At 45.5% G+C, this 26,742-nt stretch carries 29 protein-coding genes and 1 riboswitch; of the genes, 8 read left to right on the plus strand and 21 right to left on the minus strand.

Annotation, left to right across the window (positions count from 1 at the left end; genetic code table 11):
* Window positions 1-60 precede the first annotated feature (60 nt).
* Both ACAY30_RS03870 and rmf read left to right on the plus strand, forming a co-directional pair.
* Window positions 61-273: a DUF3820 family protein gene (locus ACAY30_RS03870; protein WP_290250755.1), complete on the plus strand. Its 213-nt coding sequence runs from the start codon at window positions 61-63 to the stop codon at window positions 271-273.
* A 380-nt stretch (window positions 274-653) separates the two neighbouring features.
* A complete protein-coding gene (gene rmf / locus ACAY30_RS03875; protein ID WP_290250754.1) occupies window positions 654-827 on the plus strand; it encodes a ribosome modulation factor in 174 nt (57 codons plus the stop codon).
* A gap of 156 nt (window positions 828-983) precedes the next feature.
* On the opposite strand, the gene modC is transcribed toward rmf, so the two are convergent.
* From modC to ACAY30_RS03925, 10 genes are all read right to left on the minus strand, one after another.
* Complete coding sequence (gene modC / locus ACAY30_RS03880) at window positions 984-2,075, minus strand: molybdenum ABC transporter ATP-binding protein (protein WP_290250753.1); 1,092 nt, start codon at window positions 2,073-2,075, stop codon at window positions 984-986.
* A complete protein-coding gene (modB, locus tag ACAY30_RS03885) occupies window positions 2,068-2,763 on the minus strand; it encodes a molybdate ABC transporter permease subunit (protein WP_290250752.1) in 696 nt (231 codons plus the stop codon). The genes modC and modB overlap by 8 nt, the downstream gene beginning before the upstream one ends.
* Before the next feature lie 18 nt (window positions 2,764-2,781).
* The gene (modA, locus tag ACAY30_RS03890) at window positions 2,782-3,573 is read right to left on the minus strand and encodes a molybdate ABC transporter substrate-binding protein (RefSeq protein ID WP_290250751.1); all 792 of its coding nucleotides are present in this window, start codon (window positions 3,571-3,573) and stop codon (window positions 2,782-2,784) included.
* Window positions 3,567-4,022 carry a molybdopterin synthase catalytic subunit MoaE gene (gene moaE, locus ACAY30_RS03895; protein WP_290250750.1) on the minus strand — a complete coding sequence of 152 codons (456 nt, stop codon included), beginning with the start codon at window positions 4,020-4,022 and terminating at the stop codon, window positions 3,567-3,569. Before moaE ends, modA begins: the two co-directional genes overlap by 7 nt.
* Before the next feature lies 1 nt (window position 4,023).
* Window positions 4,024-4,278, minus strand: coding sequence for a molybdopterin converting factor subunit 1 (gene moaD / locus ACAY30_RS03900; RefSeq protein ID WP_290250749.1), 255 nt, complete (start codon window positions 4,276-4,278; stop codon window positions 4,024-4,026).
* A 4-nt stretch (window positions 4,279-4,282) separates the two neighbouring features.
* A complete protein-coding gene (gene moaC / locus ACAY30_RS03905; RefSeq protein WP_290250748.1) occupies window positions 4,283-4,768 on the minus strand; it encodes a cyclic pyranopterin monophosphate synthase MoaC in 486 nt (161 codons plus the stop codon).
* A 2-nt stretch (window positions 4,769-4,770) separates the two neighbouring features.
* Window positions 4,771-5,310: a molybdenum cofactor biosynthesis protein B gene (gene moaB / locus ACAY30_RS03910; RefSeq protein WP_290250747.1), complete on the minus strand. Its 540-nt coding sequence runs from the start codon at window positions 5,308-5,310 to the stop codon at window positions 4,771-4,773.
* Between the two features lie 16 nt (window positions 5,311-5,326).
* Entirely contained in the window at window positions 5,327-5,926 is a 600-nt protein-coding gene (locus ACAY30_RS03915; protein ID WP_290250746.1) for a molybdenum cofactor guanylyltransferase, read from the minus strand.
* A 37-nt stretch (window positions 5,927-5,963) separates the two neighbouring features.
* Complete coding sequence (gene moaA / locus ACAY30_RS03920) at window positions 5,964-6,935, minus strand: GTP 3',8-cyclase MoaA (RefSeq protein ID WP_290250745.1); 972 nt, start codon at window positions 6,933-6,935, stop codon at window positions 5,964-5,966.
* A riboswitch (molybdenum cofactor riboswitch) is annotated at window positions 6,922-7,113 on the minus strand. Its footprint overlaps the gene before it by 14 nt.
* 119 nt (window positions 7,114-7,232) lie before the next feature.
* Window positions 7,233-8,438 (minus strand): alginate export family protein, encoded by a 1,206-nt coding sequence (locus ACAY30_RS03925; protein WP_290250744.1) that lies wholly within the window; start codon window positions 8,436-8,438, stop codon window positions 7,233-7,235.
* A gap of 260 nt (window positions 8,439-8,698) precedes the next feature.
* Here ACAY30_RS03925 and glp point away from each other — a divergent pair, with 260 nt between their 5' ends.
* Together glp and ACAY30_RS03935 are read left to right on the plus strand one after the other, a co-directional pair.
* Complete coding sequence (glp, locus tag ACAY30_RS03930; RefSeq protein WP_290250743.1) at window positions 8,699-9,937, plus strand: gephyrin-like molybdotransferase Glp; 1,239 nt, start codon at window positions 8,699-8,701, stop codon at window positions 9,935-9,937.
* A gap of 114 nt (window positions 9,938-10,051) precedes the next feature.
* The gene (locus ACAY30_RS03935; RefSeq protein ID WP_290250742.1) at window positions 10,052-10,600 is read left to right on the plus strand and encodes a hypothetical protein; all 549 of its coding nucleotides are present in this window, start codon (window positions 10,052-10,054) and stop codon (window positions 10,598-10,600) included.
* A gap of 143 nt (window positions 10,601-10,743) precedes the next feature.
* On the opposite strand, the gene ACAY30_RS03940 is transcribed toward ACAY30_RS03935, so the two are convergent.
* Genes ACAY30_RS03940 through napE form a run of 6 tightly spaced genes read right to left on the minus strand, consistent with a single transcriptional unit; the run spans window position 10,744 to window position 15,292 of the window.
* The gene (locus ACAY30_RS03940) at window positions 10,744-11,331 is read right to left on the minus strand and encodes a cytochrome c3 family protein (RefSeq protein WP_290250741.1); all 588 of its coding nucleotides are present in this window, start codon (window positions 11,329-11,331) and stop codon (window positions 10,744-10,746) included.
* Between the two features lie 9 nt (window positions 11,332-11,340).
* Window positions 11,341-11,832, minus strand: coding sequence for a nitrate reductase cytochrome c-type subunit (locus ACAY30_RS03945; protein WP_290250740.1), 492 nt, complete (start codon window positions 11,830-11,832; stop codon window positions 11,341-11,343).
* A gap of 9 nt (window positions 11,833-11,841) precedes the next feature.
* On the minus strand, window positions 11,842-14,337 hold the full coding sequence (gene napA / locus ACAY30_RS03950; protein WP_290250739.1) for a nitrate reductase catalytic subunit NapA: 2,496 nt from the start codon (window positions 14,335-14,337) through the stop codon (window positions 11,842-11,844).
* A 9-nt stretch (window positions 14,338-14,346) separates the two neighbouring features.
* A complete protein-coding gene (locus ACAY30_RS03955) occupies window positions 14,347-14,616 on the minus strand; it encodes a chaperone NapD (protein WP_290250738.1) in 270 nt (89 codons plus the stop codon).
* Window positions 14,609-15,127: a ferredoxin-type protein NapF gene (napF, locus tag ACAY30_RS03960; protein ID WP_290250737.1), complete on the minus strand. Its 519-nt coding sequence runs from the start codon at window positions 15,125-15,127 to the stop codon at window positions 14,609-14,611. The genes ACAY30_RS03955 and napF overlap by 8 nt, the downstream gene beginning before the upstream one ends.
* Window positions 15,128-15,292 (minus strand): periplasmic nitrate reductase, NapE protein, encoded by a 165-nt coding sequence (napE, locus tag ACAY30_RS03965; protein WP_290250736.1) that lies wholly within the window; start codon window positions 15,290-15,292, stop codon window positions 15,128-15,130.
* 522 nt (window positions 15,293-15,814) lie between these two features.
* Here napE and ACAY30_RS03970 point away from each other — a divergent pair.
* The 3 genes from ACAY30_RS03970 (at window position 15,815) to ACAY30_RS03980 (ending at window position 20,182) form a co-directional block, all read left to right on the plus strand.
* Entirely contained in the window at window positions 15,815-18,022 is a 2,208-nt protein-coding gene (locus ACAY30_RS03970; RefSeq protein ID WP_290250735.1) for a tRNA(Met) cytidine acetyltransferase TmcA, read from the plus strand.
* Window positions 18,023-18,294: 272 nt separating this feature from the next.
* The gene (locus ACAY30_RS03975; RefSeq protein WP_290250734.1) at window positions 18,295-19,182 is read left to right on the plus strand and encodes an ABC transporter ATP-binding protein; all 888 of its coding nucleotides are present in this window, start codon (window positions 18,295-18,297) and stop codon (window positions 19,180-19,182) included.
* Window positions 19,175-20,182 carry an ABC transporter permease gene (locus tag ACAY30_RS03980; RefSeq protein ID WP_290250733.1) on the plus strand — a complete coding sequence of 336 codons (1,008 nt, stop codon included), beginning with the start codon at window positions 19,175-19,177 and terminating at the stop codon, window positions 20,180-20,182. The genes ACAY30_RS03975 and ACAY30_RS03980 overlap by 8 nt, the downstream gene beginning before the upstream one ends.
* Before the next feature lie 220 nt (window positions 20,183-20,402).
* Here the strand turns inward: ACAY30_RS03980 and ACAY30_RS03985 are convergent, their stop codons facing one another.
* From ACAY30_RS03985 to tal, 5 genes are all read right to left on the minus strand, one after another.
* A complete protein-coding gene (locus ACAY30_RS03985) occupies window positions 20,403-21,770 on the minus strand; it encodes a S8 family serine peptidase (protein ID WP_290250732.1) in 1,368 nt (455 codons plus the stop codon).
* Window positions 21,771-22,229: 459 nt separating this feature from the next.
* Window positions 22,230-23,318 carry a ketoacyl-ACP synthase III gene (locus ACAY30_RS03990; protein ID WP_290250731.1) on the minus strand — a complete coding sequence of 363 codons (1,089 nt, stop codon included), beginning with the start codon at window positions 23,316-23,318 and terminating at the stop codon, window positions 22,230-22,232.
* A gap of 99 nt (window positions 23,319-23,417) precedes the next feature.
* Window positions 23,418-24,068, minus strand: a complete 651-nt coding sequence (locus ACAY30_RS03995; protein WP_290250730.1) for a hemolysin III family protein — start codon at window positions 24,066-24,068, stop codon at window positions 23,418-23,420.
* A gap of 140 nt (window positions 24,069-24,208) precedes the next feature.
* On the minus strand, window positions 24,209-24,379 hold the full coding sequence (locus ACAY30_RS04000) for a DUF3545 family protein (RefSeq protein WP_290250729.1): 171 nt from the start codon (window positions 24,377-24,379) through the stop codon (window positions 24,209-24,211).
* Window positions 24,380-24,595: 216 nt separating this feature from the next.
* Window positions 24,596-25,549 (minus strand): transaldolase, encoded by a 954-nt coding sequence (gene tal, locus ACAY30_RS04005; RefSeq protein ID WP_290250728.1) that lies wholly within the window; start codon window positions 25,547-25,549, stop codon window positions 24,596-24,598.
* Window positions 25,550-25,806: 257 nt separating this feature from the next.
* On the opposite strand from tal, the gene yaaA reads away from it, so the two are divergent.
* Entirely contained in the window at window positions 25,807-26,583 is a 777-nt protein-coding gene (gene yaaA, locus ACAY30_RS04010) for a peroxide stress protein YaaA (protein ID WP_290250727.1), read from the plus strand.
* Window positions 26,584-26,742 lie beyond the last annotated feature (159 nt).

Raw genomic sequence — 26,742 nt, forward strand, 5'->3', positions numbered from 1 at the left:
TTCATAGTACGTTAAAAACGGTATATTGGCACTTTGCAAATTGAGTAATCTGTTATTGCCATGAATCAACAAGCACTGTTAGCCGCCATCAATACGGTGATGCCATTTGGCAAATACGCTGGACGTAAACTTCTCCTTTTACCAGAACCCTATCTCGTTTGGTTTAATGCCAATGGCTGGCCGGAAGGCAAATTGGGCCAACAATTAGCGCTGGTTTATGAAGTGAAAGTCAATGGTTTAGAGTCGATGCTAATGCCGTTATTGCGCGACTGAATAAGCGTTTTTTTTATAGATATTTTTCGATTGATAACAGCTAAAACAATCTATATTTTAAATTAACAAAATCAGCGTAAATGACCAATAATGTGCAAGGTTATGTTGTTAATATGGTCTAAATTTATGTTTTTGTTGGGTTAAAAAATATTTAATAAATGCTTATTCAGTTGGCTTATCAATTGAAACCTTATCTATGTCGTTAATATCGAGTTTCGCCTGCAACTTTTTTTGTATTGAGTGTTCAATAGTTTCTATTTAAGGGGTTGCATCGGGCTTTCAAATGCGTCTATATTAGATGTGTCGATGTGGTTTTTTTTCGACCGTCTCCAGGTGGTGGTAGTATACCCACCGATCTTCAAATAATAGAGGAGTCATCTATGAAAAGACAAAAACGCGATCGTTTAGAGCGAGCTCATTCTAATGGCTATCAGGCAGGCCTTGCCGGAAAAAATAAAGAAAACTGCCCCTATCAAAGTACAGATGCCAAAATGGAGTGGCTAGGCGGATGGCGAGACGCAATAAACGATCGCCAAATGGGATTATTTAAGTAACTAGTAATGAATTAACAGAAAAGAGCCCTCGCAGAGGGCTTTTTTCTTTGCCTACTACTAGCCTCGTCAACTTGCTACGCCATTCACCTCAATGTACCGTACTAAAATAGACTGTTGTCATTTATTGGCTATGGTCAACGCAACTTAGGCACAACGCTATAAATGGCGTATCGCAGATGCTTTAAATTGAATGTAAACCGTTTTGTTGTTATCCAACGCGAGTTTTTGTTGCGAGTATCGAGAGATGGTTACTGAAAACTGGGTATTTAATACGCCAACCTTTACCAACGCCAGGTTATTGCTTAGAGCCGATATACTGACCACTGTCGCGGCAATAATATTGTTAATAGAGCTATTTTCTGGTTTGTCTAAACATATCGATATATCACTTGCCATAACATAAGCCCGCACAATAGAGCCTTCGCTTCGATCGATAATATTGCTGTAAAGGGTTAGGTTTTCTGACTCTGAGTGTTGCGCGAGAGGCGGTGGTAATATCAGCTCGGTTAAGCCGTAGTCATAAAGGTGGCGTTTGATCGTTAGCGACAATGATGTTTGCAAACTAAAGTCGTTATTCAGTGACGGTTCTAACTGGTTGAGAACTTGATGAACATGACCAGATTGTTTTATTTTACCCTCGCTCATCACAATCACATGATCGGCTAATTGCTGTACCTCGACCACGCTGTGGCTGACATAGAGCATTGGTAGTGAGAGTGTATCATGGATGTGTTTTAGCAATTTGATCATCGCGCCGCGACTGTGGTTGTCCAGCGAACTGAGTGGCTCGTCAAGCAGCAATAGTTGCGGATCGCTCAACAGTGCTCTTGCTAAGGCCACGCGTTGTTTTTCACCCGCTGATAACTTATCAACACGTCGTGTGAGTAATGGTGTTACCTGTGTTAATTGACTGATTGTTGCTAACGTCAAGTCACCGTGTTGCCTGCGTTTTAATGCATAGAGTAAATTACTTTGCACGTCTAAGTGAGGAAATAGCCGTGCATCTTGAAAAACAAAGCCAATTCGGCGTTTATCTGGGGCAATAAATTGTTGATCATCTTGCATCACTCGTTGGTTAAATACAACGCTACCACGCGCGTCTTTATTTAAGCCAGCGATGATTCGCAACAGACTGGTTTTGCCCGAGCCCGAGTGCCCTAAAATGGCAGTTATTGAGTTTGTCGCAAAGCATTGCTCTATATCCAGATCAAAGTTGTCAAAATTGAGTGATAGTCGCAGTTCAAGCATTATTAACCGCCTTAATGGATTTGTCTGAACGATAATTGAGCAAATAAATAAACGCCAATAGAATAACTGAGCCAATTAATAGGCCCGCCGCTAATACATGTGCAGTTTGATAATTCATCGCCTCGACTTGATCAAATAATGCAATTGATAACACGCGTGTTTCACCAGCAATATTCCCACCAATCATTAACACTACGCCAAACTCACCGATGGTATGAGCAAAGCCCAAACTTGCTGCGGTAATAAAGGTTGCTTTGGTCATCGGAACAACGACGCTAAAAAAGCGATCGACAGGGCCTGCGCCAAGCATAGTGGCCGCTTCTAAATGGCTGTCGCCAAGTTGCTCAAATGCCTTTTGCAATGGCTGCACGACAAATGGCAGTGAATATAAAATGGAGCCAATAACAATACCGGTAAAGGAAAAGGCCAAGGAGGATCCGGTTAGTTTTTGCAATAGCGAACCTGTGGGGTAGGCGGGGGAAAAAAGCAGTAATAAATAAAACCCTAATACGGTAGGAGGCAATACCAGAGGCAGTGCCACAAGTGCTTCAAATATCACTTTGATACGTGACTGCATGCGCGCAAGCCACCACGCTAGAGGCGTGCCAATAATGAGCAATATCACCGTGGTCACAGTGGCGAGCTTCAGCGTTGTAATTAACGCTTGCCATTCATTGTAATAATCCAAAACAGATGTACCTTGTTGTTATTGTTCTGCCGGCCAAGTTGCTCGGGTTGCCGCGTCGACATCCGAGGTATTACTGGGCTGTATATAGCCGTATTGGGCGATAATCGCTTGACCTTCTGCAGATAATACATACTGATATAACTGACGAGCTAACTCAATGTTTTTACTAGATTTTAAAATAACCATTTGTTGCTCTAACGGTTGGTGCAATTGAGGGTCGATTAACACACCCGTGCCTCTGTCGGAACTAAGTAATTGATAATACGAAATGAAACCGTAATCGACCGCACCGCTCAAGGTGTGTTGATAGGTTTGATTGATATTGTGACCAATGACCAACTTGTGTTGAAAGTGTTGCCACAAGTTGTGATTCACCAGTACCTCTTTGGCAGCTTGACCGTAGGGAGCAATATTTGGATCGGCAATGGCTATGCGCCCTTGGTGATTGGTCAAGCTCGATAGCGAAATGGCTGTTTGCTTGCTGTTTGACCACAGCGCGAGTTGTCCAACGGCGTAAGTCGCGATAGCGTTATCAACAATTAACTCTTGCTGTTTCAGCAACTTGGGTCTGAGAGTATCAGCACTGAAAAAGATATCAAATGGCGCGCCGTGACGAAGCTGTTGATACAAGACACCACTGGCGCCAATACTTACTTTGGGTTTTATCGACACCTGTTTATTAAATTCAGTTAAAAGGTGCTCAAGCGGCTTGGCAAAGTTGGCGGCACAGGCAATGCGAAGCTCGTTTGCCAAACTTTGGAAACTGAGAATCAACAAACAGCAACAAAGCCAAAAGCGCCAAATCACCATGTTGTCGCCTTTATTTGATCACTGCCCTTGGCCTCAACCCAGCGCTCGTGCTGTTCTGTTGTTTCTTTTTTCCAAAACGGGGCTTTAACCTTGAGATAGTCCATTATAAATTCATTGGCGTGATACGCGTCTTGCCGGTGGGCACTGGTGACACCAACAAACACAATTTTCTCACCAACGTTCAGGCAACCATAACGATGAATAACACTCACTCGTCCCAGTTGCCATCGCTCGCAAGCCTGTTCGGCAATGGCCTGTAGACTTTTTTCGGTCATGCCAGGATAGTGCTCAAGGGTTAACTGCCGAATATTTTCACCGTCATTTCGGTTGCGAACACGACCGACAAACGTGACCAAAGCACCATCATTGTTGTTGTCTGCTTCCAGTTTTTCAACTTCAAGCGCGTAGTCAAAGTCCGCTTGTTGTACCGAAACCTGAATTATCGACATATCAACCCCCTGTGACTGGCGGAAAAAAGGCGATCGTATCACCGGTTTTAATTGGCGTGTTGTCGTCACTGACCATCACTTCATTTACGGCACACATGAGTAGCTTATCAGTAAAAACTTGTTGCCACTTACCTTGACGACTGGCCAATGAACGCTTTAGATCGGCTAGCGTCGCATTGTCTTTGGGGAGCTCTAGTGCCAGTTGCGAACAGTTTAATGTTTCTCTGACGGCTGCAAAAAATAAAATATTAATCATATCTTCAATCCTGCTTTGGCGCTTGCCAATGACCGGTTTTACCACCTTGCTTTTCAAGTACTTTAATGTCACTGATCACCATGGCTGGGTCAACCGCTTTACACATATCAAATAAGGTCAGTGCCGCAACACTGGCAGCGGTAAGCGCTTCCATCTCTACCCCCGTTTGACCGCTTAGACGGCATCTGCTGGTGATCACAACTTGGTTAAGTGATTGCTGTAACTCAAAGTCGACTTGTACTTTCGATAGCATGAGTGGGTGGCACAAGGGGATCAAATCACTACATTTTTTCGCCGCCTGAATACCGGCTATTCGGGCGACAGCAAAAACGTCGCCTTTGTGATGACCACCAGTGGAAATAAGCGCCACCGTTTGTGGACTCATACTGACTATGGCTTGCGCCCGCGCTTCTCTGACCGTTATCGCTTTTTCGCTGACATCGACCATGTTAGCTTCGCCCTGTGCATTAATATGACTGAGTGTGCTCATCGTTAACCTCGACTTTGACATCTGTCGGTTAGGTTTAAGTGAGGTGCAAAATTACACGGTTTGTGAGTGGCATCGAGTTGCTCTTCGATCAATTTATCCCATGCCGTTTTGCACGCATTGGTTGAACCTGGTACACAAAAAACAAGGGTTTGGTTGGCCATACCGGCAAAGGCCCGAGACTGCACGGTCGAGGTGCCTATTTCACCGTATGAGATGTGGCGAAACACCTCGCCAAAACCTTCGATGGCCTTGTCAAATAATACGCTAATGGCTTCAGGAGTATTGTCTCGTTGGCTAAATCCTGTGCCACCGGTTGAGATGATGACGTGTATCGCAGGGTCGGCTATCCATTTAGACACGACCGCTCTTAGTTGGTAGACGTCATCTTTGACAATCGCTTTTTCAGCGAGCAGGTGTCCCGCCTGTTGCAATCGTTCAACCAACGCCTTACCCGATGTGTCAGTGTCTTCATTGCGGGTATCGGACACGGTTAATACGGCGATGTGTAACGGAATAAACTCTGCGTGTTTACTTGCTGACATTGCTAGTAGTCCTTAATTATTCTATTGAGCCGCGCCATGGCTTGTCGCTGAGCATAAGCTTGGCTTGCTCAAATTGCTGTGGCGTGTTGGTGTTAAACAGTAAGCGGCTATTTGTTAATGCGATACTTTGTTGCCCGGCACGGCTAAATGCCTGGCGTAGTGATGGTCCTTTGCTGTTGGCTTGAAATTGGCCATGACCAAAATGGTCGTTTATAAACTGTAAAAAAGGCGCATTGACTGGGATAAAAGCTGGTAGGGTGCTGTCGTTAAAATAAGTCACTTTTTGCCTGAGTGCGCCTTTAATACGCAGTTGTTGCAAATGCTTAGCATCCATAAAGGGCACGTCAACGGGGAGCACTAATAGGCTTTGCGGACGGTATTTGGTGATAATTGAATAAATGCCACCAAGAGGTCCTGCGTTGATGACTAAATCAGCATCACCGCCGTTGTTAGCACCAGAGACGATAACTTTATCAACCGAACACTGTTGTAGGGTGTTAATGCTTCGCTGTATTAAGGTTTCGCCACTGAGGGTCAGCATCGCTTTGTTTTGACCCATGCGCTGTGACTGACCTCCGGCTAGCACCACGCCTAGACATTCGTATTTAAATTCCATGAACACGTACTCGTTATTATTGTCTGTTTGTTGGTCTTTAGCCGCCTAGCATAGATAAGTGTTTGGTGGCGCCACTGTATCCATCGTGGAGGAAATGGCTTACCTTCTTATCTTGTAATAAGGCCACTAACTGTTGTTCAAATTCTCTGGTATCGTCGCTTTGTAGATACTGGCGTATATCGAGACCTTGATCACTAAATAAACACAGGTGTAATTTGCCCAAGCTGGAAATACGCAACCGATTACAGCTAGCGCAAAAGTCTTTTGCGTAGGGCATGATCAAGCCAATAGTTCCTCGGTAATCGGGGTGCCGATAAACTTCTGCAGGGCCCGCTGTCTTGTCTCGTACCTGCTGTATCCAACCATTCGCCAACAGTTGGTTTTTTAATTGCTGACCACTGACGTGTTGGCGCTGATAAAAGTCGCCGTTATCACCCGTTTTCATTAATTCGATAAAGCGCAAACTGATCGGTTTGTCTTTAACGTAGTTAAAAAACTGTTGTAAATCATGGGCATTGTATTCGCGCATTAACACCGTATTAATTTTTATTTGGCTAAAGCCGGTGGTCAGCGCGTTGTCGATCGCCGATAAAATACTATCTAACTTGTCTTTTCCCGTGATCGCGGCAAATTGTCGAGGTTCAAATGAGTCGATGGATATATTCAGTGCATCCAGTCCGGCATCGAACCAGTGTTGATACTGACTATCCATGTTAAAACCATTGGTGGTCAGAGCGACGGTATTGATGCCAGGGGTTTGCTTACAGCGAGAAATGATTTCAGGCAAGTCTTTGCGCAGCGCGGGTTCACCTCCAGTAATACGCACTTTTTCCGTACCAAGTCGAGCAAATCCGCGGACGGTACGCGATATTTCATCTAAGCTGAGAAACTGCCTATCGTGCTCGCATTGATAGCCATCAGGCAAGCAGTATTGGCAGCGAAAATTACAAACGTCAGTAATCGAGAGTCGCAGGTAATAAAACCGTCGACCAAATGTGTCTGTTAACATATCACCTTTCCAAAGTAGGGAGGCTAACGAGTTTCCCCGTTAACCCTGGTAGCACCACACCTTAATTAATCGACCGTCTACCGGTCTGCTTATTAATTAATAACAATGAGTTGCTACGGCCAAACCCCCATGCCTGATGTGCAGGGGTAGGGAGCAAGGCTCGGCGTATTTGTCGTATGTTAATACGTGTTTACTATAAGGTTAACACTAAATAAGCACATCACCAAAGAATGGGTGTTGTTTACATGCATTAATAGCCAATCACGCACGCTCATTAGTATGTGTTACTTAGCACTATTAAAATTGCGCGCTAAACATTAACCAGAATTTAGAAGTATCGCTAGCCAAGTCATCGGCATTGTAGTGCGCTGCTTTGGCCAGTACCGAATATCGTTTGTTAAAGGCGTATGCCGCGCTAAAGTTCACTTCATCACCGTAATCGTCGTTACCAGACTCGGCGTCAAATGAGTGGTAAGCGGCGGATAATTTAATGTCGTATAACGGCCAAGCTACTTTTAAGTAGTTGTCTACCACGCCGTTAGCGGGGGTGTTTAAGAACTTATCAGTGAAGCCTTGAAACGCGTGCAACGTGGCCAGAGGTGTACTAAAGCCAACACCGTTGTCACTGCCCAAAGATTCGTGACCTAGGGTAAAAGTAACCACCGAAATTTTACTTGATACTTGGGCTAAAAAATAATCGGCATCGTAATTGTTCGGGTTGTCACCAGCATCACTTTGCCGCGCCATTGCCAGCTTGACTTGCAAACCAAGCCCTACTAATGACAATTGCCCTTGGTACATACCTCCTATGGTGTTACTCGACTGCAAACTCGCATTATCAAAATCCAATGCGTAGTTGTACAGTGTAACGCTATGCTTATCGTTGATCTGATATTTGCCGTTGAGCAAATAAATATCACCGTGAAAATCCGAGTTAGCACTGTCCTCACCGAAGATTCTATTGACGTTGTAGATGTAGCTCAAATCGAGACTCAATTTGTCAAAAGGGCTGTATTGCAGCCGATAACCATCAAAGGTCTGTTCATTTTGACGCCAAGCAACACCGCCGACAAATCGTTGGTCATCAAGTAATATCCGCTGTCGACCAGCGCTAAATGTGAGGTTGTTATTGTGATACTGCAAAAAGGCTTGGTTAAATTCAGTACCATCGGGGTCGGCGACAACGGGATAATCGGTCTTGCCATTGACGGTTGAATTGAAGCGCTCACTACCTATGTAGGTAACGTTGTCCAACTCGACCTTGGCTGAAATATTGGCGATTGAGCCCGACGTAACGGTTAAGCGACTTTTTAATGTTGACGCTAGTGCATTGCTGCTTTTGGCATCCTCATCAACTGCTTCAAGGCGATAACGAAAGTTGACATCGACTTGGCTATCTTTTACCGCATTGCCTAGCGAGTTGGCGGTATTTGCTCGTGTTTGATAGCTGGCCAACATTGCCAAACAAACAGCACTTAACGGCAGAATAGTGTGACATTTCATAGCTTGTGCCCTCGGATTATTGACAACTAAATGTGCAATGTTTATCAATATAGCTACCCCCTCGAGGTGAAGGGGATGGGCTATACAAAGAGCTTTTGATTATTTTTTTGACTTTAATTCGATTGCATAGTCCCTTAAGTTTAGTCGAAAGATCGTTCAAAGCTCATAATCGTCGTAAATGCATTTGTTTGCCGAGCCAAATTTACCTACACTATCGGTATAATAATCACCACAACACATTGATATAGGGTAGTTTATTTATGTCTGATCTCTGCGCTTTGGGGGACATGATAACGTTCGAGCAAGCTAAAACCATGTTGTTAAACGTGGTTAAGTCGGTTGACGAAATCGACACTGTGCCAATCGAGCAAAGCGGTGGCCGAGTGATTGCCGATACCGTTTATGCACCGGTTAATGTGCCGCCTTATGATAACTCGGCTATGGATGGCTACGCGTTTCACTTTGAACATATGCAGGAGCATACGACACCATTAAACGTTGTTGGAACTGCGTTTGCCGGTCGCCCCTTTGAAGGGCAAGTTAAAGCGGATCAATGTGTACGCATCATGACCGGAGGCAAAATACCTGACGGCTGTGATACGGTGGTTATGCAGGAACAAACCACTCAGCAAAAGCAAGCCATATCAATTAGTAAGCTTGGAGTGAAAGGCGCCAATGTGCGCTTAGCCGGTGAAGATATCAAATTGGGCAGTGTTATTTTTGCGCGCGGACACACCATTACACCGGCGGATATTGGCTTACTTGCCTCTATTGGTGTTGCGCATGTATCGGTGTTTAGACCGGTCAAAGTGGCGTTACTAGCGACGGGTGATGAGCTGAAAAGCCCCGGAGAAACGCTTGCCGACGGCGAGATTTACGAAAGCAACCGATTTGTATTAACCGCGATGTTAGCCAAACTACAGGTTGAGGTGATTGACTTTGGTGTGATTGGCGATGATGTCGATGCGTTGCGAACGGCTTTTCGACAAGCAGACGCAGTGGCTGATGTGGTTATCTCAAGTGGTGGTGTATCAGTAGGCGCCGCTGACTACACCAAGCAAATACTAGCCGAGTTAGGGCGAATAGAATTTTGGAAAATCGCCATGAAACCGGGGAAACCACTGGCTTTTGGTTGTTTGGATAACAGTGTGTTTTTTGGATTACCGGGCAATCCGGTATCGGCTGCGGTGACGTTATACCAATTGGCAATCCCTGCGATTGAAAAAATGCAAGGTAAAACAACGCGAGAACGAGCTAAGCTGTTGGCCAAATCTGTCAGTGATCTTAAAAAATCACCCGGTCGCATGGAGTTTCATCGTGGGATTTGGTCGGTTACCGAGCAAGGCGAAATTGTTGTTCAAAGTACTGGAACGCAAAGTTCAGGCGTATTAACCAGTGTCGCCAAGGCTAATTGCTTTATTTTATTGGCGCGTGAGCAAGCAAAAGTGCATGCCGAAGAGAAGGTATGGATTGAGCCGTTTGACTTTTTATTGTCGTAATTAGCGCAGTTAGCGTATCGCTAACAGGCGATCAACTTCGCTTTATATGGGCTAACTGATATGGGCTATGGACTGCTATAGTTAGTAGAATCGTTTATTGTGGAGAATACTGTCATGATACGTCACTTTATTACTGCCTTACTACTCGTGTCTAGTTTGCTGTTGACTGGCGCCCTCCAGGTTAAGCCTGCGACTGCTGATGAAATAGCCTTAGATGATAAATTGGCGATATTTGCGGCTTATTTGGGAACGTGGGAAGCTACGTTTGAGACTAAGGGCGAGCAGCCTGCCATGGTGGATGTCGCTCTCTGGCAAAGGGCGTTAAATGGCTCGGCGATACGCACAACCCATTCAATAAACGACGGCCTATACGGTGGTGAATCGTTTATTTTCTGGGATAAAGAACAGCAACAGCTAGTATTCTATTACTTTACCACGGCGGGTTTTTACACCAATGGACACATTGAAATTATCAATGATAATCAATTTGAGGCGTATGAAAATGTAACCGGTAATGACGACGGTATCACGCAAGTTCGCTCAACCAACACACTTGACGGCGATAGAATACAGGTGTCCACGTCATACTTTAAACAGGGGAAATGGACAGAGTCCGACAGTCGAACCTATTATCGCTCTAATAAACCAGTCATTTTTAAGTAAAATCTACAGCTATATCAACTGACCATCGCGGTTCGTCGGGTAAGTAATATTGCCGTTTGAAGCGCTTGAACCCCTTGGCGATGTTTAAATCATCGCCAAGGCGACTGACAGCCAATAGGCTGCCTGCTAGGGTTACGAGTTTGTTACCAACCCTCTACGCCTTCCATATCGGGTAACTCGTGAGCAATCCCTTTGTGACAATCTATACAGGTTTTTTCACCCGAGGCAAGAGACGTTGAATGCTGCACAGCCGCGCGTTTGCTTTGTGCGGTAAAGTCCATGTAGTCAAAGTTATGACAATTTCGACACTCTAACGAATCGTTTGCTTTTAAACGCGCCCACTCGTGCTCAGCGAGTTCGCGTCGTTTCGCTAAGAATTTTTCACGCGTACTTATGGTGCCAAAAACCTTACCCCACACCTCTTTTGACGCTTGCATTTTACGGGCAATTTTGTCGGTCCAATTATGAGGCACGTGGCAATCTGGGCACGTGGCCCGAACACCGGAGCGGTTAGTAAAGTGAATGGTTGGTTTGAGCTCTTCATAAACGTTGTCTTTCATCTCGTGACAACTGGTACAGAACTCCTCTGTGTTGGTTACTTCTAAAGCGGTATTAAAGCCACCCCAAAAGATAATGCCGGCAATAAACCCTCCGATCACTAACGTGCCAAGGCTGTAATGCACACTCGGACGCTTGAGAGTATGCCATATACGCTTGATAGTATCTTTCATAGCATATCCTTACTTGTTGGTGTCGCTTGGGTTGTTACTGGATTTTGATTGTTTTTCCTGCATCAGTTTGTGCATATCGACAAACTGGTTTTCTACGAGAGCCTCGGCGTCATGCTGAACTACGTGACATTGATTACAAAAATAGCGACGCGGTGATATTTCCGCGAGAAAGTTACCGTCTCTATCCATGTAATGGGTAACACTTACCATTGGCGCTTGTGACTCCTGAGTGCGCGCTCTTGAGTGGCAAGACATGCATTTGTTGACGTTGAGATTGACTTGGTAGTTGTCAATCTTGTGCGGAATAAGCGGCGGTTGCATTGGGTACGCACGACTGCGCTTGATGTCGTCATTGTTTACTGCTGGGATCGGCTCAGGCGTCTTTTGTGTCTCCAAATTAACGTTGTCGCGCAGCGTCGCAATGTCGTTATCTGATGCCACCACAGTATAAGATACGGCAATAAAAACGAAAAAGATTAGAGATAGTGAATAATATTTCATGGGGTCTCCTTAAACTTTTTCGATGCGAACTGCGCACTTTTTAAAGTCGGTTTCTTTTGACATTGGATCGGTTGCATCTAAGGTCACCTTGTTGACCAAGCGACTCGCGTCAAACCAAGGCATAAACACAAGTCCGATTGGCGGTTTGTTGCGACCTCGAGTTTCAACGCGCGTTTGTACTTCACCGCGACGAGAAACAATTTTGACGATATCACCACGGCGCAAACTGCGCTTTTTAGCATCTTCAGGGTGCATGTAAACCACGGCATCCGGAACCGCTTTATACAGCTCGGGTACGCGTTGAGTCATCGAACCTGAATGCCAGTGTTCTAGCACTCGTCCGGTAGATAGCCACATATCGAATTCATTATCGGGTACTTCGGCCGGCGGCTCATAAGGTAGGGCAAAAATAATCGCGCGATTATCTTTGTGACCGTAAAATTGAAAGTCTGTACCCGCTTCTACGTATGGGTCACTGCCTTCTTTAAAACGCCACAGGGTTTCTTTGCCATCCACCACAGGCCAGCGCAGTCCTCGCACCTGATGATAAACGTCAAACGGGGCTAAATCATGGGCTTTGCCTCGGCCAAACATGGCGTATTCTTCAAATAAGCCTTTTTGCAAGTAGAAGCCAAAGTGACGCGCCTCTTGATTAAGGCGATCGTCGGGAATTTCATCCAGTGAAAACTTGTCCACTTGGCCATTGGCAAAGAGTACATCGTACAAGGTTTTATTCTTGTACTCGGGTTTCTTGGCGATTAGCTCACTGGGCCACACTTCATCCACCCTAAAGCGTTTTGAAAACTCAACTAATTGCCACAAGTCAGACAAAGCGCCTTCGGGAGCCGGCACTTGTTGATACCACAGTTGAGTACGGCGCTCGGCATTGCCGTATCCGCCTTCTTTTTCTATCCACATTGCCGTTGGTAAAATCAAATCTGCAGCCTGAGCCGTTACGGTTGGGTAGGCATCGGAGACCACAATGAAGTTATCAGGGTTGCGATAGCCTGGATAACCCTCTTCATTCATATTGGCCGCTGCTTGCATGTTGTTATTCACTTGTACCCAGTAGAAGTTGGTTTTGCCGTCTTTGAGCATGCGATTTTGCAGCACCGCATGATAGCCCGGCTTGGGGTTGATGGTGCCGTCGGGCAGCTTCCAAATTTTTTCAGATTTCTTGCGGTGGTCAGCATTCATCACCACCATGTCTGCCGGTAGTCGATGAGCAAAGGTACCAACTTCTCTAGCCGTACCACACGCCGAAGGTTGGCCGGTGAGCGAAAACGGACTATTACCAGGCGTTGATATCTTGCCGGTGAGTAAGTGAATATTGTAAACCAAGTTATTGGCCCAAACGCCGCGGGTGTGTTGGTTGAAACCCATGGTCCAAAACGACGTCACTTTGGTGTCTGGGTCGGCATACATTTTCGCTAAGCTTTCCAAGCTTTCTTTGGACACACCGGACAGTTTTGACACGTAGTCGGCGGTATAGGTGCTGACAAATTTGGCAAACTCATTAAAGTCGATATCTTTTGCTCCACCGGCATCGTTAGCGTTTTTGGCATTTTTCTCCAACGGATGCTCAGGACGCAATCCGTAACCGATGTCGGTATTGCCTTGTTTAAACCGGGTGTGTTTATTGACAAAGTCTTTGTTTACATTACCTGTTTGGATAATGTAATTGGCGATGTAGTTGAGAATCGCCAAATCGGTTTGCGGGGTAAATATCATGCCGTTGTCGGCAAGTTCAAAGCTGCGATGTTGATAGGTTGATAACACCGCCACTTTTACATGAGGGGCACTGAGGCGGCGGTCGGTTATGCGCGTCCAAAGGATCGGGTGCATCTCGGCCATGTTTGAGCCCCAGAGTACGAATGCATCCGCATTTTCAATGTCATCATAACACCCCATAGGTTCATCAATACCAAAGGTCCGCATAAAACCGACAACCGCTGACGCCATACAGTGGCGAGCATTGGGATCGATATTATTGGAGCGAAACCCTGCCTTAAATAGTTTGGCTGCGGCGTAACCCTCCATGATGGTCCACTGGCCAGAGCCAAACATGCCAACACCGTTAGGGCCTTGCTTCTTTAACGCCGCTTTGGCTTTTTCAGCCATGATATCTAATGCCTGATCCCATTCAATCGGAGTAAAGTCGCCGTTTTTATCGTACTGGCCGTTTTTCATCCGTAGCATCGGCTGAGTAAGACGGTCTTTACCGTACATGATCTTTGATAAAAAGTAGCCTTTAACGCAGTTCAATCCTTTGTTCACAGGGGAGTTGATATCACCATGGGTAGCCACAACTTTACCGTCGAGAGTTGCCACGTTGACACTGCAACCGGTGCCACAGAATCGACATGGCGCTTTATCCCATTTTAATTTGGTAATATCAGAACTGGTAATTAAATTAGAGGCACTTGCCGGTAGGGTTATGCCAGCGGTGGCCGCCGCCACCGCGGCGGCATTTGCTTTGATAAATTGACGACGATTGAGTTTCATAGTCGTATCCTATTCTTCGATATATTGATGGTAAACCGGCGAAAGGCTGAGTATACCGGGAGCCAATTTTAGTTGATCGGCGAGTTGACCGATAACGCCCTGGTTATCAGCTTCAATGGTAAACACCACTTTACCTTGTTCGTTGTGGGCGTGAATTTCTGCACCGGGCGTTGATTCAATAGACTGCATAACAGTGTGCTGTTGAGTCATGTCGATCAAACCGATAAAACTCGCCACGTGGTATTCTTTAGGTTGGGCGATTTGCTCAACATCAGTCATCAGCGACCTCCTGATTTAGGGCTATAAGTTCTAACGATTGGCTTGGGCACATCGCAATACACGCTCCGCATACGGTACAGTCTGCTTGAGCAACTTGTGGCGTTGGAATCGCGCTGTGGTAACGAAAACTTATCGCTTGAGTATCACAGCTGTCTTGACAGCTTTGACAATAAATATTTTGTTTGGCTAGGCAGTTGTCTTTTATATTTAAGTGGGCGAACCAAGCAGGCTCTTCCGTTGAGCGGAACAGAGGTTGTTGGCATACCAAGAGACAGTCGCGACAAAACGTACACTCGCCTAAACTAAAGTCGACTTTGACAAAGCCGTCAGCGTCTTTTACTAAAATGTTTTGCTCACAAGCGTCTAAGCAATCACCACATTGGGTGCAGCCACTTGTAAATACCTCTTCGCTTTTCACCCAAGGCAACCTAAGTGATGAACTGGCCCTTGTTGCTTTGCCGCGGAGGAAATTTCGCCGAGAGAGGTTAGTCGATGATGCTATTTGGTTCATTTAACTGATTCCTGGCGGACCAAATATCATTTGAGATATCCAAATACCAAAGCCCAAGGTGGCAACGATAATGACGGCCAATATGGGGGCAAGAAAAACGGCTAAAAAGATAAAGGTATTACGCTCATCTCGTTTTTGCGCTTGTGGATCTACGTGCTGAGTCATTCGCTTTCTCGATCATTACACTAATGAACACCATCAGCACAAGTGTGCGCAGATGGTGGTAAAATGGCGTTGCAAACCTTGTCGGTATATATAACCTCTGAGCTGTAGGCGAACGCCTGATACTGTGCTTATAAGTGTAGTTGACCTGTGTGTATTCGCTAGGGCGTGTTGATCTTTGAGCTACAAATTTTGTTCAACCTAAATGATTTCTGATCAAAATAGCTGTCATGCAGCATAGGTATCTATGTAGATGTCAGATATTACATAACAGGGAGAATTTAGGCCGAACCCTTTGGGCAACGTTTGTTTGAAATTTCTACGTTGTTAACGCCTATTTGTTTAGATGACTAAACTGTACAGTCGTTGCCTGGTAAAAATCCCAAACAACTCGCTGCAAAAATGAACGGAAAAGGTCAACACCCCCGAATAAAAGCCATAACAAAATCGCGTTGCGTAAATAATTTTAAAGCGTTGATTGCTTTGCTAGAATGCTGGTTAGATGCAGTTTAACCTGGCTTAACTATGGGAACTTTGAAGGCTACTTTGAGACAACGGATCAGCGAGCGCTTATCACAACTAACGGCCAGTCAACAGCGAGGTGCGTTGATCTTAGTCGGTGACGCCGCTTGGCTTAACCAACAAATTCTCATATTGCGTCAAGCGTTTGCCGATAAACAACTGCTGACGTTTGCCATTGATGACGGCGACGATAACCGAAACTACCGCCATAAATTAGGGCGAGAATATCAGTGTTTAATTTTTAACGGCGCTTCTTTGGAGTTAGGGCAGCCGTCGTTTCACGTTGACGCTTTTACCGCTTTATCTGGCACGTTAATCGCATCGTCTTTAGCGGTCATCTTATTGACGCCAGAACAACAGCAATCGAGTCTGTTTATCAAACGCATGCTTACTAAAGCGAGTGCATTTAGCGAAATTGATATCGTCCGTCAAGCTGACACAAATGAGCATTTAGATGGCGAGCAAACGACAACAGAAAAAGCCGAGCAGGCAACGACAACTAACGCCGAATGCGATTTTTTCTACGCGCCACAGCCAGAGCAAATAACGCCCTCTGTGTTAGCTGATAACGCTGCATTCGATATCTCATCGTTGAGTAAAACAACAGAGCAGCATCAGGCGGTAGAAGCCGTGTTGCGAGTTGCCTCAAGGCGGACAATGCCGTTGGTGATCACCGCCGATAGGGGACGGGGCAAGTCATCGGCACTTGCCATCGCCAGCGCCAAATTATTACTGGAGGCGAATAATCGCATTATCGTTTGCGCACCGCACCCACAAAGCTTGCAAATATACTATCAACAACTGCAGCGAATGATTCCTGACTTACGTCGACACAATCACCGACTTAGCCGTGACAGCTCGAGTGTTGAATTTGTTCCGATTGACGTGTTGATAAAGCAGACGCAGAGTGCATCGGTTATCCTAGTTGATGAGGCGGCCGGCTTCCCAGTCCCGCTATTGGTTGAACTCGCCAATAAATATCAGCGTTTGGTTTTTTCATCGACTGTGCATGGTTACGAAGGTGCAGGTCGAGGCTTCAGTCAAAAGTTTTTGCCAACGCTTGGTCAACCTGGAGAGCATTTTCGTCATTTGCATTTGGCTCAACCGATTCGCTGGCGCCATGATGATCAACTTGAGCGCTATTGTTTTGACAGTTTTTTACTCGACGCCAAGTTGACTACTGATACGGCGGCTAACGCAAACCCGCAACAGCTTTGCTTTAAGGTTTTATCGGCTCTCAGCTTGTATCAAAATGAAGCATTGCTCAGGCAAGTGTTCTCATTGTTGGTCTGTGCGCATTACCAAACCAAGCCGAGTGATTTGAAGTTGTTACTCGATGATGAGCACGTGCATCTGGTTGTGGCCATATATCAAGACACCGTATGTGGCGTGTGTTTGATGTTAAGTGAAGGTGAGTTAGACAGCGACTTAGTCGAGCAAATAAAGCAGGGTAAGCGTCGCCCGAAAGGCCACTTAATACCTCAGTCACTGCTTGTCCACGGAGGCTATAGTGATGCGTTTTCGTATCGCTATTTACGCATCTCTCGGGTCGCTGTGTTGCCTGCATGGCAAAACCAAGGAATTGGCTCTGCCTTGTTGGCCTATTGTCATCAATACGCCCATCAAGAAGGTGTCGATTTTCTTGCCACAAGTTTTGGCGTGAACCCGCCGTTGTTGGCGTTTTGGTATCGCAACGGCTACGCCATGGCACGTCTTGGTTTTGTCGCCGATAAGGCCAGTGGTGAACACTCGGCGATGATGTTAAAGCCGTTATCGCGTCGCAGTTCGGCGTTTTTTAGCCAGTTAAATCAACAGTTTTATCGCAACCTAGAGTTTTATTTAAGCAGTGAATATCAACAACTTAACACCGAATTGGTATGGGCTATGTATAGAGCAAAACCAAGTGATAACATCGATACACTCAGCGTTTACGACGAGCAGTTGGTAGCTGGATACGTCGCTAATACAATGCAATACAGTACCTGTGCACCAAGTCTAAAGCGTTGGCTAAGTGTGCATATTAAGCACCTCGACCGATGCGCTCAAGAGCGATTGAATCAGAGTGAAAAAGCCATTTTAGTACTCAGTTTATGGCAACGGCATGGGGTAGCCGATATCGTCGATGCATTATCGTTGCAAGGCAAAAAGGCTTATCGTCAAGCGCTTTGGAGCGCATTCAATAAAGTGTATAAACTGTGCAAACGCCAGTGAACTTTCGCATCCCTAAGTGGTAGCGATAGCTGGGGGAAACATGGCTAAATTTATTCGGCAATGGTTTGCACTTATGGCGTTTCGCCTATAGTGTTATAGTGCTAAACAAAGAGTTTGGTCAGCGAGATGAGGCTATAGGTACGCCATGTGCAATAAAAAAAACAGGGGACCTGCGCGCTGTTTGTGTTGCGTCATCAACACCGTAATCAACACTCAGGCAAGTTGCTCGAGAGCCACTTAGTCAATTTTTTTCACACATCTGAATATGCTTGATGAATGCGATATTAAACATTGTTGAGTTGCGCAAGCACTATGGTAAGGTCACCGCCGTTGATGGTATTAACTTTCGCGTTGAAAAAGGCCAATGCTTTGGTTTGCTCGGCCCCAATGGTGCCGGAAAAACTACCACCATCGAGCTGATGGAAGGGCTGATTAAACCAGACGCTGGTCACGTCGAGTATGTTAATAGCAGCGGACGTCCAATCAATGAAATTATCGGTATTCAGTTTCAGCAAACAGCGTTGCCAGACTTACTCAACGTACGCGAGACTCTGACACTTTTTGCCAGTTTCTATCAAACCACCCTACCGCTTTCGACCCTGATCCAACTGTGTCAACTCGAAGAGTTTATCGATCGCGATACGCGCACCTTATCAGGTGGTCAGCGCCAGCGTTTGTTGTTGGCTCTGGCCTTGGTTAACGATCCGCAAATTATTTTTCTAGACGAACCGACAACGGGTCTCGATCCTCAATCGCGTCGACAGTTTTGGCAACTGATTCGCCACGTTAAACAACAAGGTCGAACGGTTATTTTGACAACCCACTATATGGATGAAGCACAACAATTGTGTGACTACATAGCAATTATGGATCGAGGTAAAATTATCGAGCGAGGAGCCCCTGACGCCTTGTTGGCTAAGCACTTTAACCAGTGTTTTATTTATTTACCAATGAATAATGTCGACCCTGAACTCGTTGTGCAGCGCGGCTGGTCTCGGGTTAATAACCGGGTTGAAATTGTCACCGACAATGTAGAGCAAACGGTGAGTGATCTGCTGCAGCAAGGTGTTGTGTTGACCGGTCTGCACATCAAGTCGGCGAACCTTGACGACTTGTTCTTAAAGCTCACCGGTCATACGCTAGGGGAGAGTGATGGTTAAGTGGGCACGGCTATGGGCCGTTTTCAAAGCGCGCAATCTTGAATTTTTTCGCGACAAATCGTCGCTGGCGTGGAATTTACTGTTTCCGGTGTTGTTACTGACCGTATTTGCGGTCAGTTTTTCTGATCAAGAGCGCGGGGTTTACAAGGTCGGAGTCATTGGTACTACGCAGCCACCGCATGCCTTTTTAGACACTCGCTTTATTACCTTCGTACCGTATCAAGACAAGCAAAAAGCGATTGTAAAACTCGAGCAACACGAACTCGATCTACTGCTTGATTTTGTTGATACCAGTTACTGGGTAAACGAATTGTCGGCGAAAAGTTACCTCGTTGAAAAGATCTTTGTCGGTGACAGCCAAGGGTTTATTCGTTACGCCACACAAGGTAAAGCCATTCGCTACGTCGATTGGGTATTGCCCGGTATCTTGGCGATGAATATGATGTTCTCCAGTTTATTTGGCGTCGGTTATGCGATTGTTCGATATCGCAAAAATGCGGTGCTTAAACGCTTGAAGGCAACGCCGTTATCGGCACTTGAGTTTGTTGGGGCTCAGTTGTTGTCGCGATTGTGTATTGTGTTAACCATGGCCATAGTCGTTTATGTTGGCTGTAATTGGTTGTTTAATTTTATTATGTTAGGGAGTTATCTCGACTTACTGATACTGGCTATGGTCGGCGCGTTAAGTTTGATCAGTCTTGGCTTGCTCATTGCCACGCGCAGTAAATCTGAAGAGTTAGTCGGTGGTTTATTAAACCTCGCCACTTGGCCGATGATGTTGCTATCTGGGGTGTGGTTTTCCTTGGAGGGGGCACCGGCTTGGATTAAGTGGGTGGCAGAAGCGTTGCCATTAACCCATTTAGTGCGCGCCGGACGACAAATTATGACCGAAGGGGCGACTCTATTGGACATTAGTGCTTCACTGATATGGCTAGTGATATTTTCCGCAATCTGCTTGGTGTTAAGTGCATTGCTGTTCAACTGGCAGAGTGAACGTTAACCATACGGGGCAGGGAGGTGGCGCCGCCGCATACTATTGGTGTTTGCTGTGCATTCAGCTCTTTGCTCGGTCTTTAGATAGCGCATAAGTTTGGATGAAAAAAAACCTTACCTAGAAGGGTAAGGTTTTTTGTTCATGGCATTAAATATACATATGCCATTGTTTAACAAGGCTGATTAACGTGATGACACAACCGTTAAGCAGTCATGGCACTTTACGGTTAGTAGCCGGAGCTAACGCGACCCATGCCGTGTACTTTGTCTTTGCCAGGTTGCGCTAAGTCATCAGCGCGTTTTTGCATCTCAGCTTTTAGTTTTGCTGGATGCATGCTACCACCGTTTTCGCTGACAATAAGTGCTGCTACGCCCGCGGCATGCGGTGCTGCCATACTCGTACCCACCGACCAGTAATACCAAATACCACCGACGTCGCTACCAGAGCTAAAAACAAAATCCCATACATAGCAAGGACGAGTTGCCCCAGCTACGGTACAAGGACTGAAGCCGAGCGCTGGGTTGCTAAACAACAGTTCATAGTCGCCACCAGGCGCTGAAAAATCAATACTGCTGCGACCGTAGTTGGTATAGACTGCTTGCGTATCTAAGTTGGTAGACGGATCGGCGCCCCAACCTTCAGGTCCGGTTGCGCTAATAGAAATGGCATGTGCCATATCCGCTGGAAATACCACCATACTCTTGTCTGTATCGAGATCGCGACCGTCATTACCCGCAGACACAAAAATACTGATACCATTGCTATAGGCATAGCTAAATACGCGGTTAAAGGCAACGCGCAGCGCGGCCACACCATCAGAGCCAATACCTAACCCCTGCGGAATATCTGCCCCTAGGCTCATATTAATGATATCAACGTCACCATAGTTGGTGGCGAAAATGATGCCGTTTAACACATCAGCAAATGAACCACTACCGATATTACCGAGTACTTTGACCAGCAATAATTCCGCTTCAGGGGCAACACCAATAACGCCATAGCCATTATCAGCTGCCGCTATGGTACCGGCGACATGCATACCGTGACTGAAGATACCGCTTGGGTCATCGTCATTTGGCGCATAGGCAATACCTTCACCGGTCATATCGGCATAGTCAATCACATTGTCTGCAATGTCGGGGTGGTTGATACTAAAGCCACCGTCAAGTACGGCAACGCGGGCTCCTTTGCCTTTGACGCCAGCTTTCCATGCCTCAGGTGCGTTCACTGCGTCATGACCCCATTGACGGTCGAAAAAAAAGTCATCATCACCGCTGTTAGGAGGATTTGCTGCCTGCACGGCAATGCGCTCACTTGGTTTGGTCATTTGAATCTTGACGTTGGGAATAACAGCGAGTACATCGGCAATGGCTGAGATATCATTGGCGTCGGCATCGATGACCACAACCCCCGCTTCTTCAATGACATCGGTGATCTTGGCACCCAGTTTATTGACTTGTTTTACCACTTTTTCAGTCGACTTACTACCAGCGCCTTTGGCGATAACTAAGTAGGAATCAGCAACTGCTTGAGTTGTTGTCAACGACAACATGGCTATGGTAGGTAAGATGAGTTTTGAAACGATGTTTTTCATATAGTTAACACTCTCTGAGGTTGTTGGATTTGTTATTGACCAACCCACAGCCAAGCAAATAATGTACCTAAGTTAAAAGTTTATTTAATTCAGTTGCTTATTGATTTAATTTGGCTTTGATAAGGGGCGGGTGTAAAAAAGACTGACAAGCTATAAGCTATAAGCTATAAGCTATCAGCTATCAGCTATCAGCTATCAGCTATCAGCGGTAAGCGGTAAGCGGTAAGGCGGTAAGCGATAAGCGGTAATAAGCGTTAAGGAGGTAAGCGGTAACAGGTATGCAACGGGATAACAGCCAAGTTTAATGCGTTATCAAACGGCGCAGAGGTCTACATTAACGGGCGACCAATGGAAATTAATATAGGCACAGTGTCACAATGTAAAGCTTGGCAGGTCAATGCGTTACTGGGTTGTAAAGTAGCGCAATCCTTGTATCAAGAAATGCGCTACTTTTTAAGGCTAGCTTTCTGAAGCACTTGCCGCTAAACAGTGCTCTCTGGCAATACGCGTTAGCTCCATGGCATTTTTATCACAGTCTTGCTCTTGTTGCTCATAGTCGCTTAACGGCGTGGTGCGCTCACCCCACTTGATGTACGCTGCCGCCCAAGTTAAACCGGCGCCAAATGCCGCCGACATAATATTCGAACCTGGTTCAATGAGGCCTTGTTCAACCGCTTCACACAGGGCTATAGGGATTGTTGCAGCTGAAGTATTACCGTATTTATCAATATTAACCATGACTTTATCGTCGGCAACTTTTAAGTGTTGTTGTAGCGTCTCGATGATGCGAGCATTGGCTTGGTGTGGTACTAACACATCCACATCGTCAACAGATAATTTTGCTGCTTTGAGCACCGCTTGGGTTGCACCGCCCATGCCTCGCACTGCGCGTTTGAAAATATCTGGCCCCTGAAAGGCAATCTCTAGTGGCCCTGGCGGATTGACATATCTATCCATATCCGTACCAAAGTTACTGACTTTTAAAATGTCTCGAGCTGATGAATCGCAACCAATTTTAGACGCCAACAAGCCACTTTTATTTTCGCTGGCTTCTAGAACCACGGCACCGGCACCATCGCCAAATAAAACTGCCGTATCTCGTTTACTCCAGTTCATAAACCAAGACATTCGCTCAGCACCAATGACCAGTGCCTTGTTAGCCATACCCATGCGAATTTGAGCGGTAGCCGATTGAAGGGCATACAGGAACCCCGAACAAGCGGCGCTTAGATCGTAACAGGCAGCGTGATTTGAGCCGAGTAACTGTTGCACTTTTGACGCCGTATTAGGCACCAACAAATCTGGTGAGCAAGTGGCGACAACGATCATATCAATATCTTCTGCTAGCAAGCCTGCGCGCGCCAGTGCTTGTTTGGCAGCAAGGGTTGCCATTTCGGCGGTATTGATATGTGATATGCGACGCTCTTTTATACCGGTACGCGAAGAAATCCACTCATCGCTGGTGTCGATAAAAGTCGCAAGTTGATCATTTGTTAATACACTGGGGGGCGTATATTTTCCCCATCCAGTAATTTCAGCATATTGCATAGTTCATCCTAAAATCTGAGCTGTCGCGTTACCTACTATAACGCATTTTTGGGCTTTGCCTCACCGTGTCGCCCTATTGGTAGCAGGGGGTTATCAACGCTAATTAATAACGTATAAGTACACCGCCAAGAAGTGGCAAATACTGCCAGCAAGCACAAACAGGTGCCATATTGCGTGATTAAACGGTATTTTTTTATACGCGTAAAATACCGCGCCTAGGGTATAGGCAACACCACCGCTCGCCAGCAACACTAAACCGCCATAAGCGACACTGTTAATCATTTTGGGCGCGGCAATTACCACTAACCAACCCATTGCTAAATAGGTCAGCAATGACACCTTGGGAAAGCGTTGTTTGAATATGAGCTTAAAGCTAATACCGATTATCGCTAATGTCCAGACCACAGACAGCAATGCATAGCCCCATGCACCTTTTAAACTAATTAACATAAAAGGCGTGTATGTTCCTGCGATGAGCAGATAAATGGCACAGTGATCGAGGGTTTTTAATACTTGCTTAGTCGGAGTATGAGCTATGGCGTGATAGAGTGTGGATGCTAAAAATAGCAATATCATCGAGCTGCCATAGATAATGGCGCTGGTTAATTCGATGGCGTTATTGGCCACCATAACCATTAGTGTTAATGCCGCCACACTTAATAAGGCACCTACACCATGAGTTATAGCGTTGACTAATTCTTCGGCGAAGGAATACGGTGCTGCTATTGCTGGAGAAGAGTTCTGGTTCATGGTACAAACAATCTCGTGGTTTATTTACATGCGCTACATAAACAATGTAGGCAACAAGTATGACCAGTTAGATTGCAAATATCAAATAATAAAAAACCTGTGACATGCACAGGTTTTTGACTTTGCATTAGCAGACCTAATTAGTTTACTTCTTCAAGTAGGTGGTCAAAAGAACCGTTGTAGAACTCGATTTCTTTTTCTAATGCCATTTTCTCTTTAAGTTGCTCAATCTCTCGCCATTTGCGCTTAGGCTTGCCTTTTGATTTGGGTTTTCCCTCAATAATTTCCATTATGCTTTCAATTGGATCCATGACAAAGCTCCTTATATCGTTATTTTTATAAGCAGAAATTGTTTACTTCCTGTTTACAACTGCATCTTTTTAATAACATAGTGAGCTTAAAAATAAAACAATTTTTTTAAGGTGAAAATAAAAAAAAGTCGCACTTGGCGACTTTTTATACAGCGATAGGGGTTTGTTTAAAAAATACCGGTATTTTGTCTGTTTGTCACTCGATATTAGGGCGATTTACAGCCGTTTACTCAATTGTTCTTCTAAGGTTATTTGATCGGCCGTAAAGCCGCGAATACCTTCAGCGAGTTTTTCAGTAGCCATTGCATCTTCGTTCATTTGCCAGCGAAATTCAGCTTCACTAATCGCCGGCGGCCTGTCGTTGCTCAGTGCTCCCGGTTCGAGTTTGCGCACAACTGGGGCGGTACTTTGCTCGAGTTCAGCGAGTAATTGCGGGCTAATGGTTAACCGATCGCAACCGGCCAATTCGAGAATTTCATCAACGTTGCGAAAGCTGGCGCCCATAACCACGGTATCGTAGCTGTGTTGCTTGTAATATTGGTAGATTTGAGTAACCGAAACAACACCGGGATCTTCGGTGGCTGGATAGCTGTCACGGCCTTCGGCTTTCTTATACCAGTCGAGAATACGACCGACAAATGGCGAGATTAAGTACACGCCAGCTTCCGCACATGCTTGTGCTTGAGCAAAGCTAAACAGCAGGGTCAAGTTACACTTGATACCTTGTTGTTCGAGTATTTCCGCGGCGCGAATCCCTTCCCAGGTTGAAGCCATCTTGATCAAGATGCGATCTTTGCTGACACCTTGCTGCTGATACAAATCGATCAGTCGTTGCGCTTTTGCAATGGTTGCTTGCGTATCAAACGACAATCTGGCGTCAACTTCAGTAGAAATACGACCGGGAATTTCTTTTAAAATTTCAATACCGATCAGCACAGATAGCATATCTGCCGCATCGATTAGTTGCTGTTCTTTATTGCTAGACTGCGACTTCGCGTATTCAACCGCCTTGCTCAATAAAGGCTGATATTCATCTAAGGCCGCGGCTTTCAACAGCAGTGAAGGGTTAGTTGTGGCGTCTATTGGCTTGAACTTAGCTATCGCACCCACATCACCCGTATCAGCAACTACGGTGGTCATCGTTTTTAGTTGCTCTAATTGAGAGGTCATAAATATCGCGTTCCTTTTTATACATTCTAAACTTATGCGTCGCGTTATAGCGCTACATAAAACAAGTTGGTTAGTTAAAATTAACAAAAAACTTCAACGTACTCTAGATCTAGTTTTTACAATTAATACGTAAAACGTATAATAAACCGAAGCTTACGTTGCACCGGTAAAGTATTTATCGCCTGTGCTGTTATTTTATTAGGGGTTAGCTGTTATAGTCGTAGCTAACAATTTGTCACTCACATACAGAGTAAATCATGTTAATTGTAGTATCACCTGCGAAAAATTTAGATTATGAATCACCATTGGCTACCGATAAGTATAGCCAACCAGAGTTATTAGAGCACAGCCAACTGTTGATCGATCGCTGTATTCAATTAACACCAGCTGAAATAGGCTCGCTAATGAGTATCTCCGATAAGCTTGCTGGTCTAAACGCAGCGCGATTTGCCGAGTGGTCACAGCCTTTCACCCCAGATAACGCTCGCCCTGCGGTTCTCGCATTTAATGGCGATGTGTACACCGGACTTGATGCGCCAACATTTACCGATAAAAACTTTGCCTTTGCCCAGCAGCACATGCGCATTTTGTCAGGGTTATATGGGTTGTTAAAACCACTCGACTTAATGCAAGCCTACCGCTTAGAAATGGGTACCAAATTAGACAATGAACGCGGCGCGAATCTCTATCAGTTCTGGGGAGACATTATCACCGATAAATTAAACCAAGCATTGGCAGAGCAAGGTGATGAGGTGCTGATTAACCTCGCGTCAAATGAATATTTTAAGTCGGTCAAGAAAAAGCAACTGGGTGGTAAAATTATTACCCCAGCCTTTAAAGACTGGAAAAATGGCCAATACAAGATGATCAGCTTTTACGCTAAGAAAGCAAGAGGTTTGATGGCTCGATTTATTATTGAGCATGAGCTCACCGATATAGAACAACTAAAGCAGTTTGATGTCGATGGTTACCAATACAACGAAGCGATGTCGACTGAACTAGAGCCGGTGTTTACCCGAAAATTAACCGCATAAGGTCGACTCTAGGCCTTTGCCGCTAACAATTGGCGCTAACGAGACCAATTTGCTCCGTTGTACTCTTATACCACGGCAACTCAATTAGGAAACGGCTAGCGCACTTTTTATCCGCTAATACACTATCTCTAAACAGTCGGGAATATGCGGCGCAACTTA

The sequence above is a fragment of the Thalassotalea ponticola genome (genome assembly GCF_041379045.1).
Taxonomy (GTDB): domain Bacteria; phylum Pseudomonadota; class Gammaproteobacteria; order Enterobacterales; family Alteromonadaceae; genus Thalassotalea_A; species Thalassotalea_A ponticola.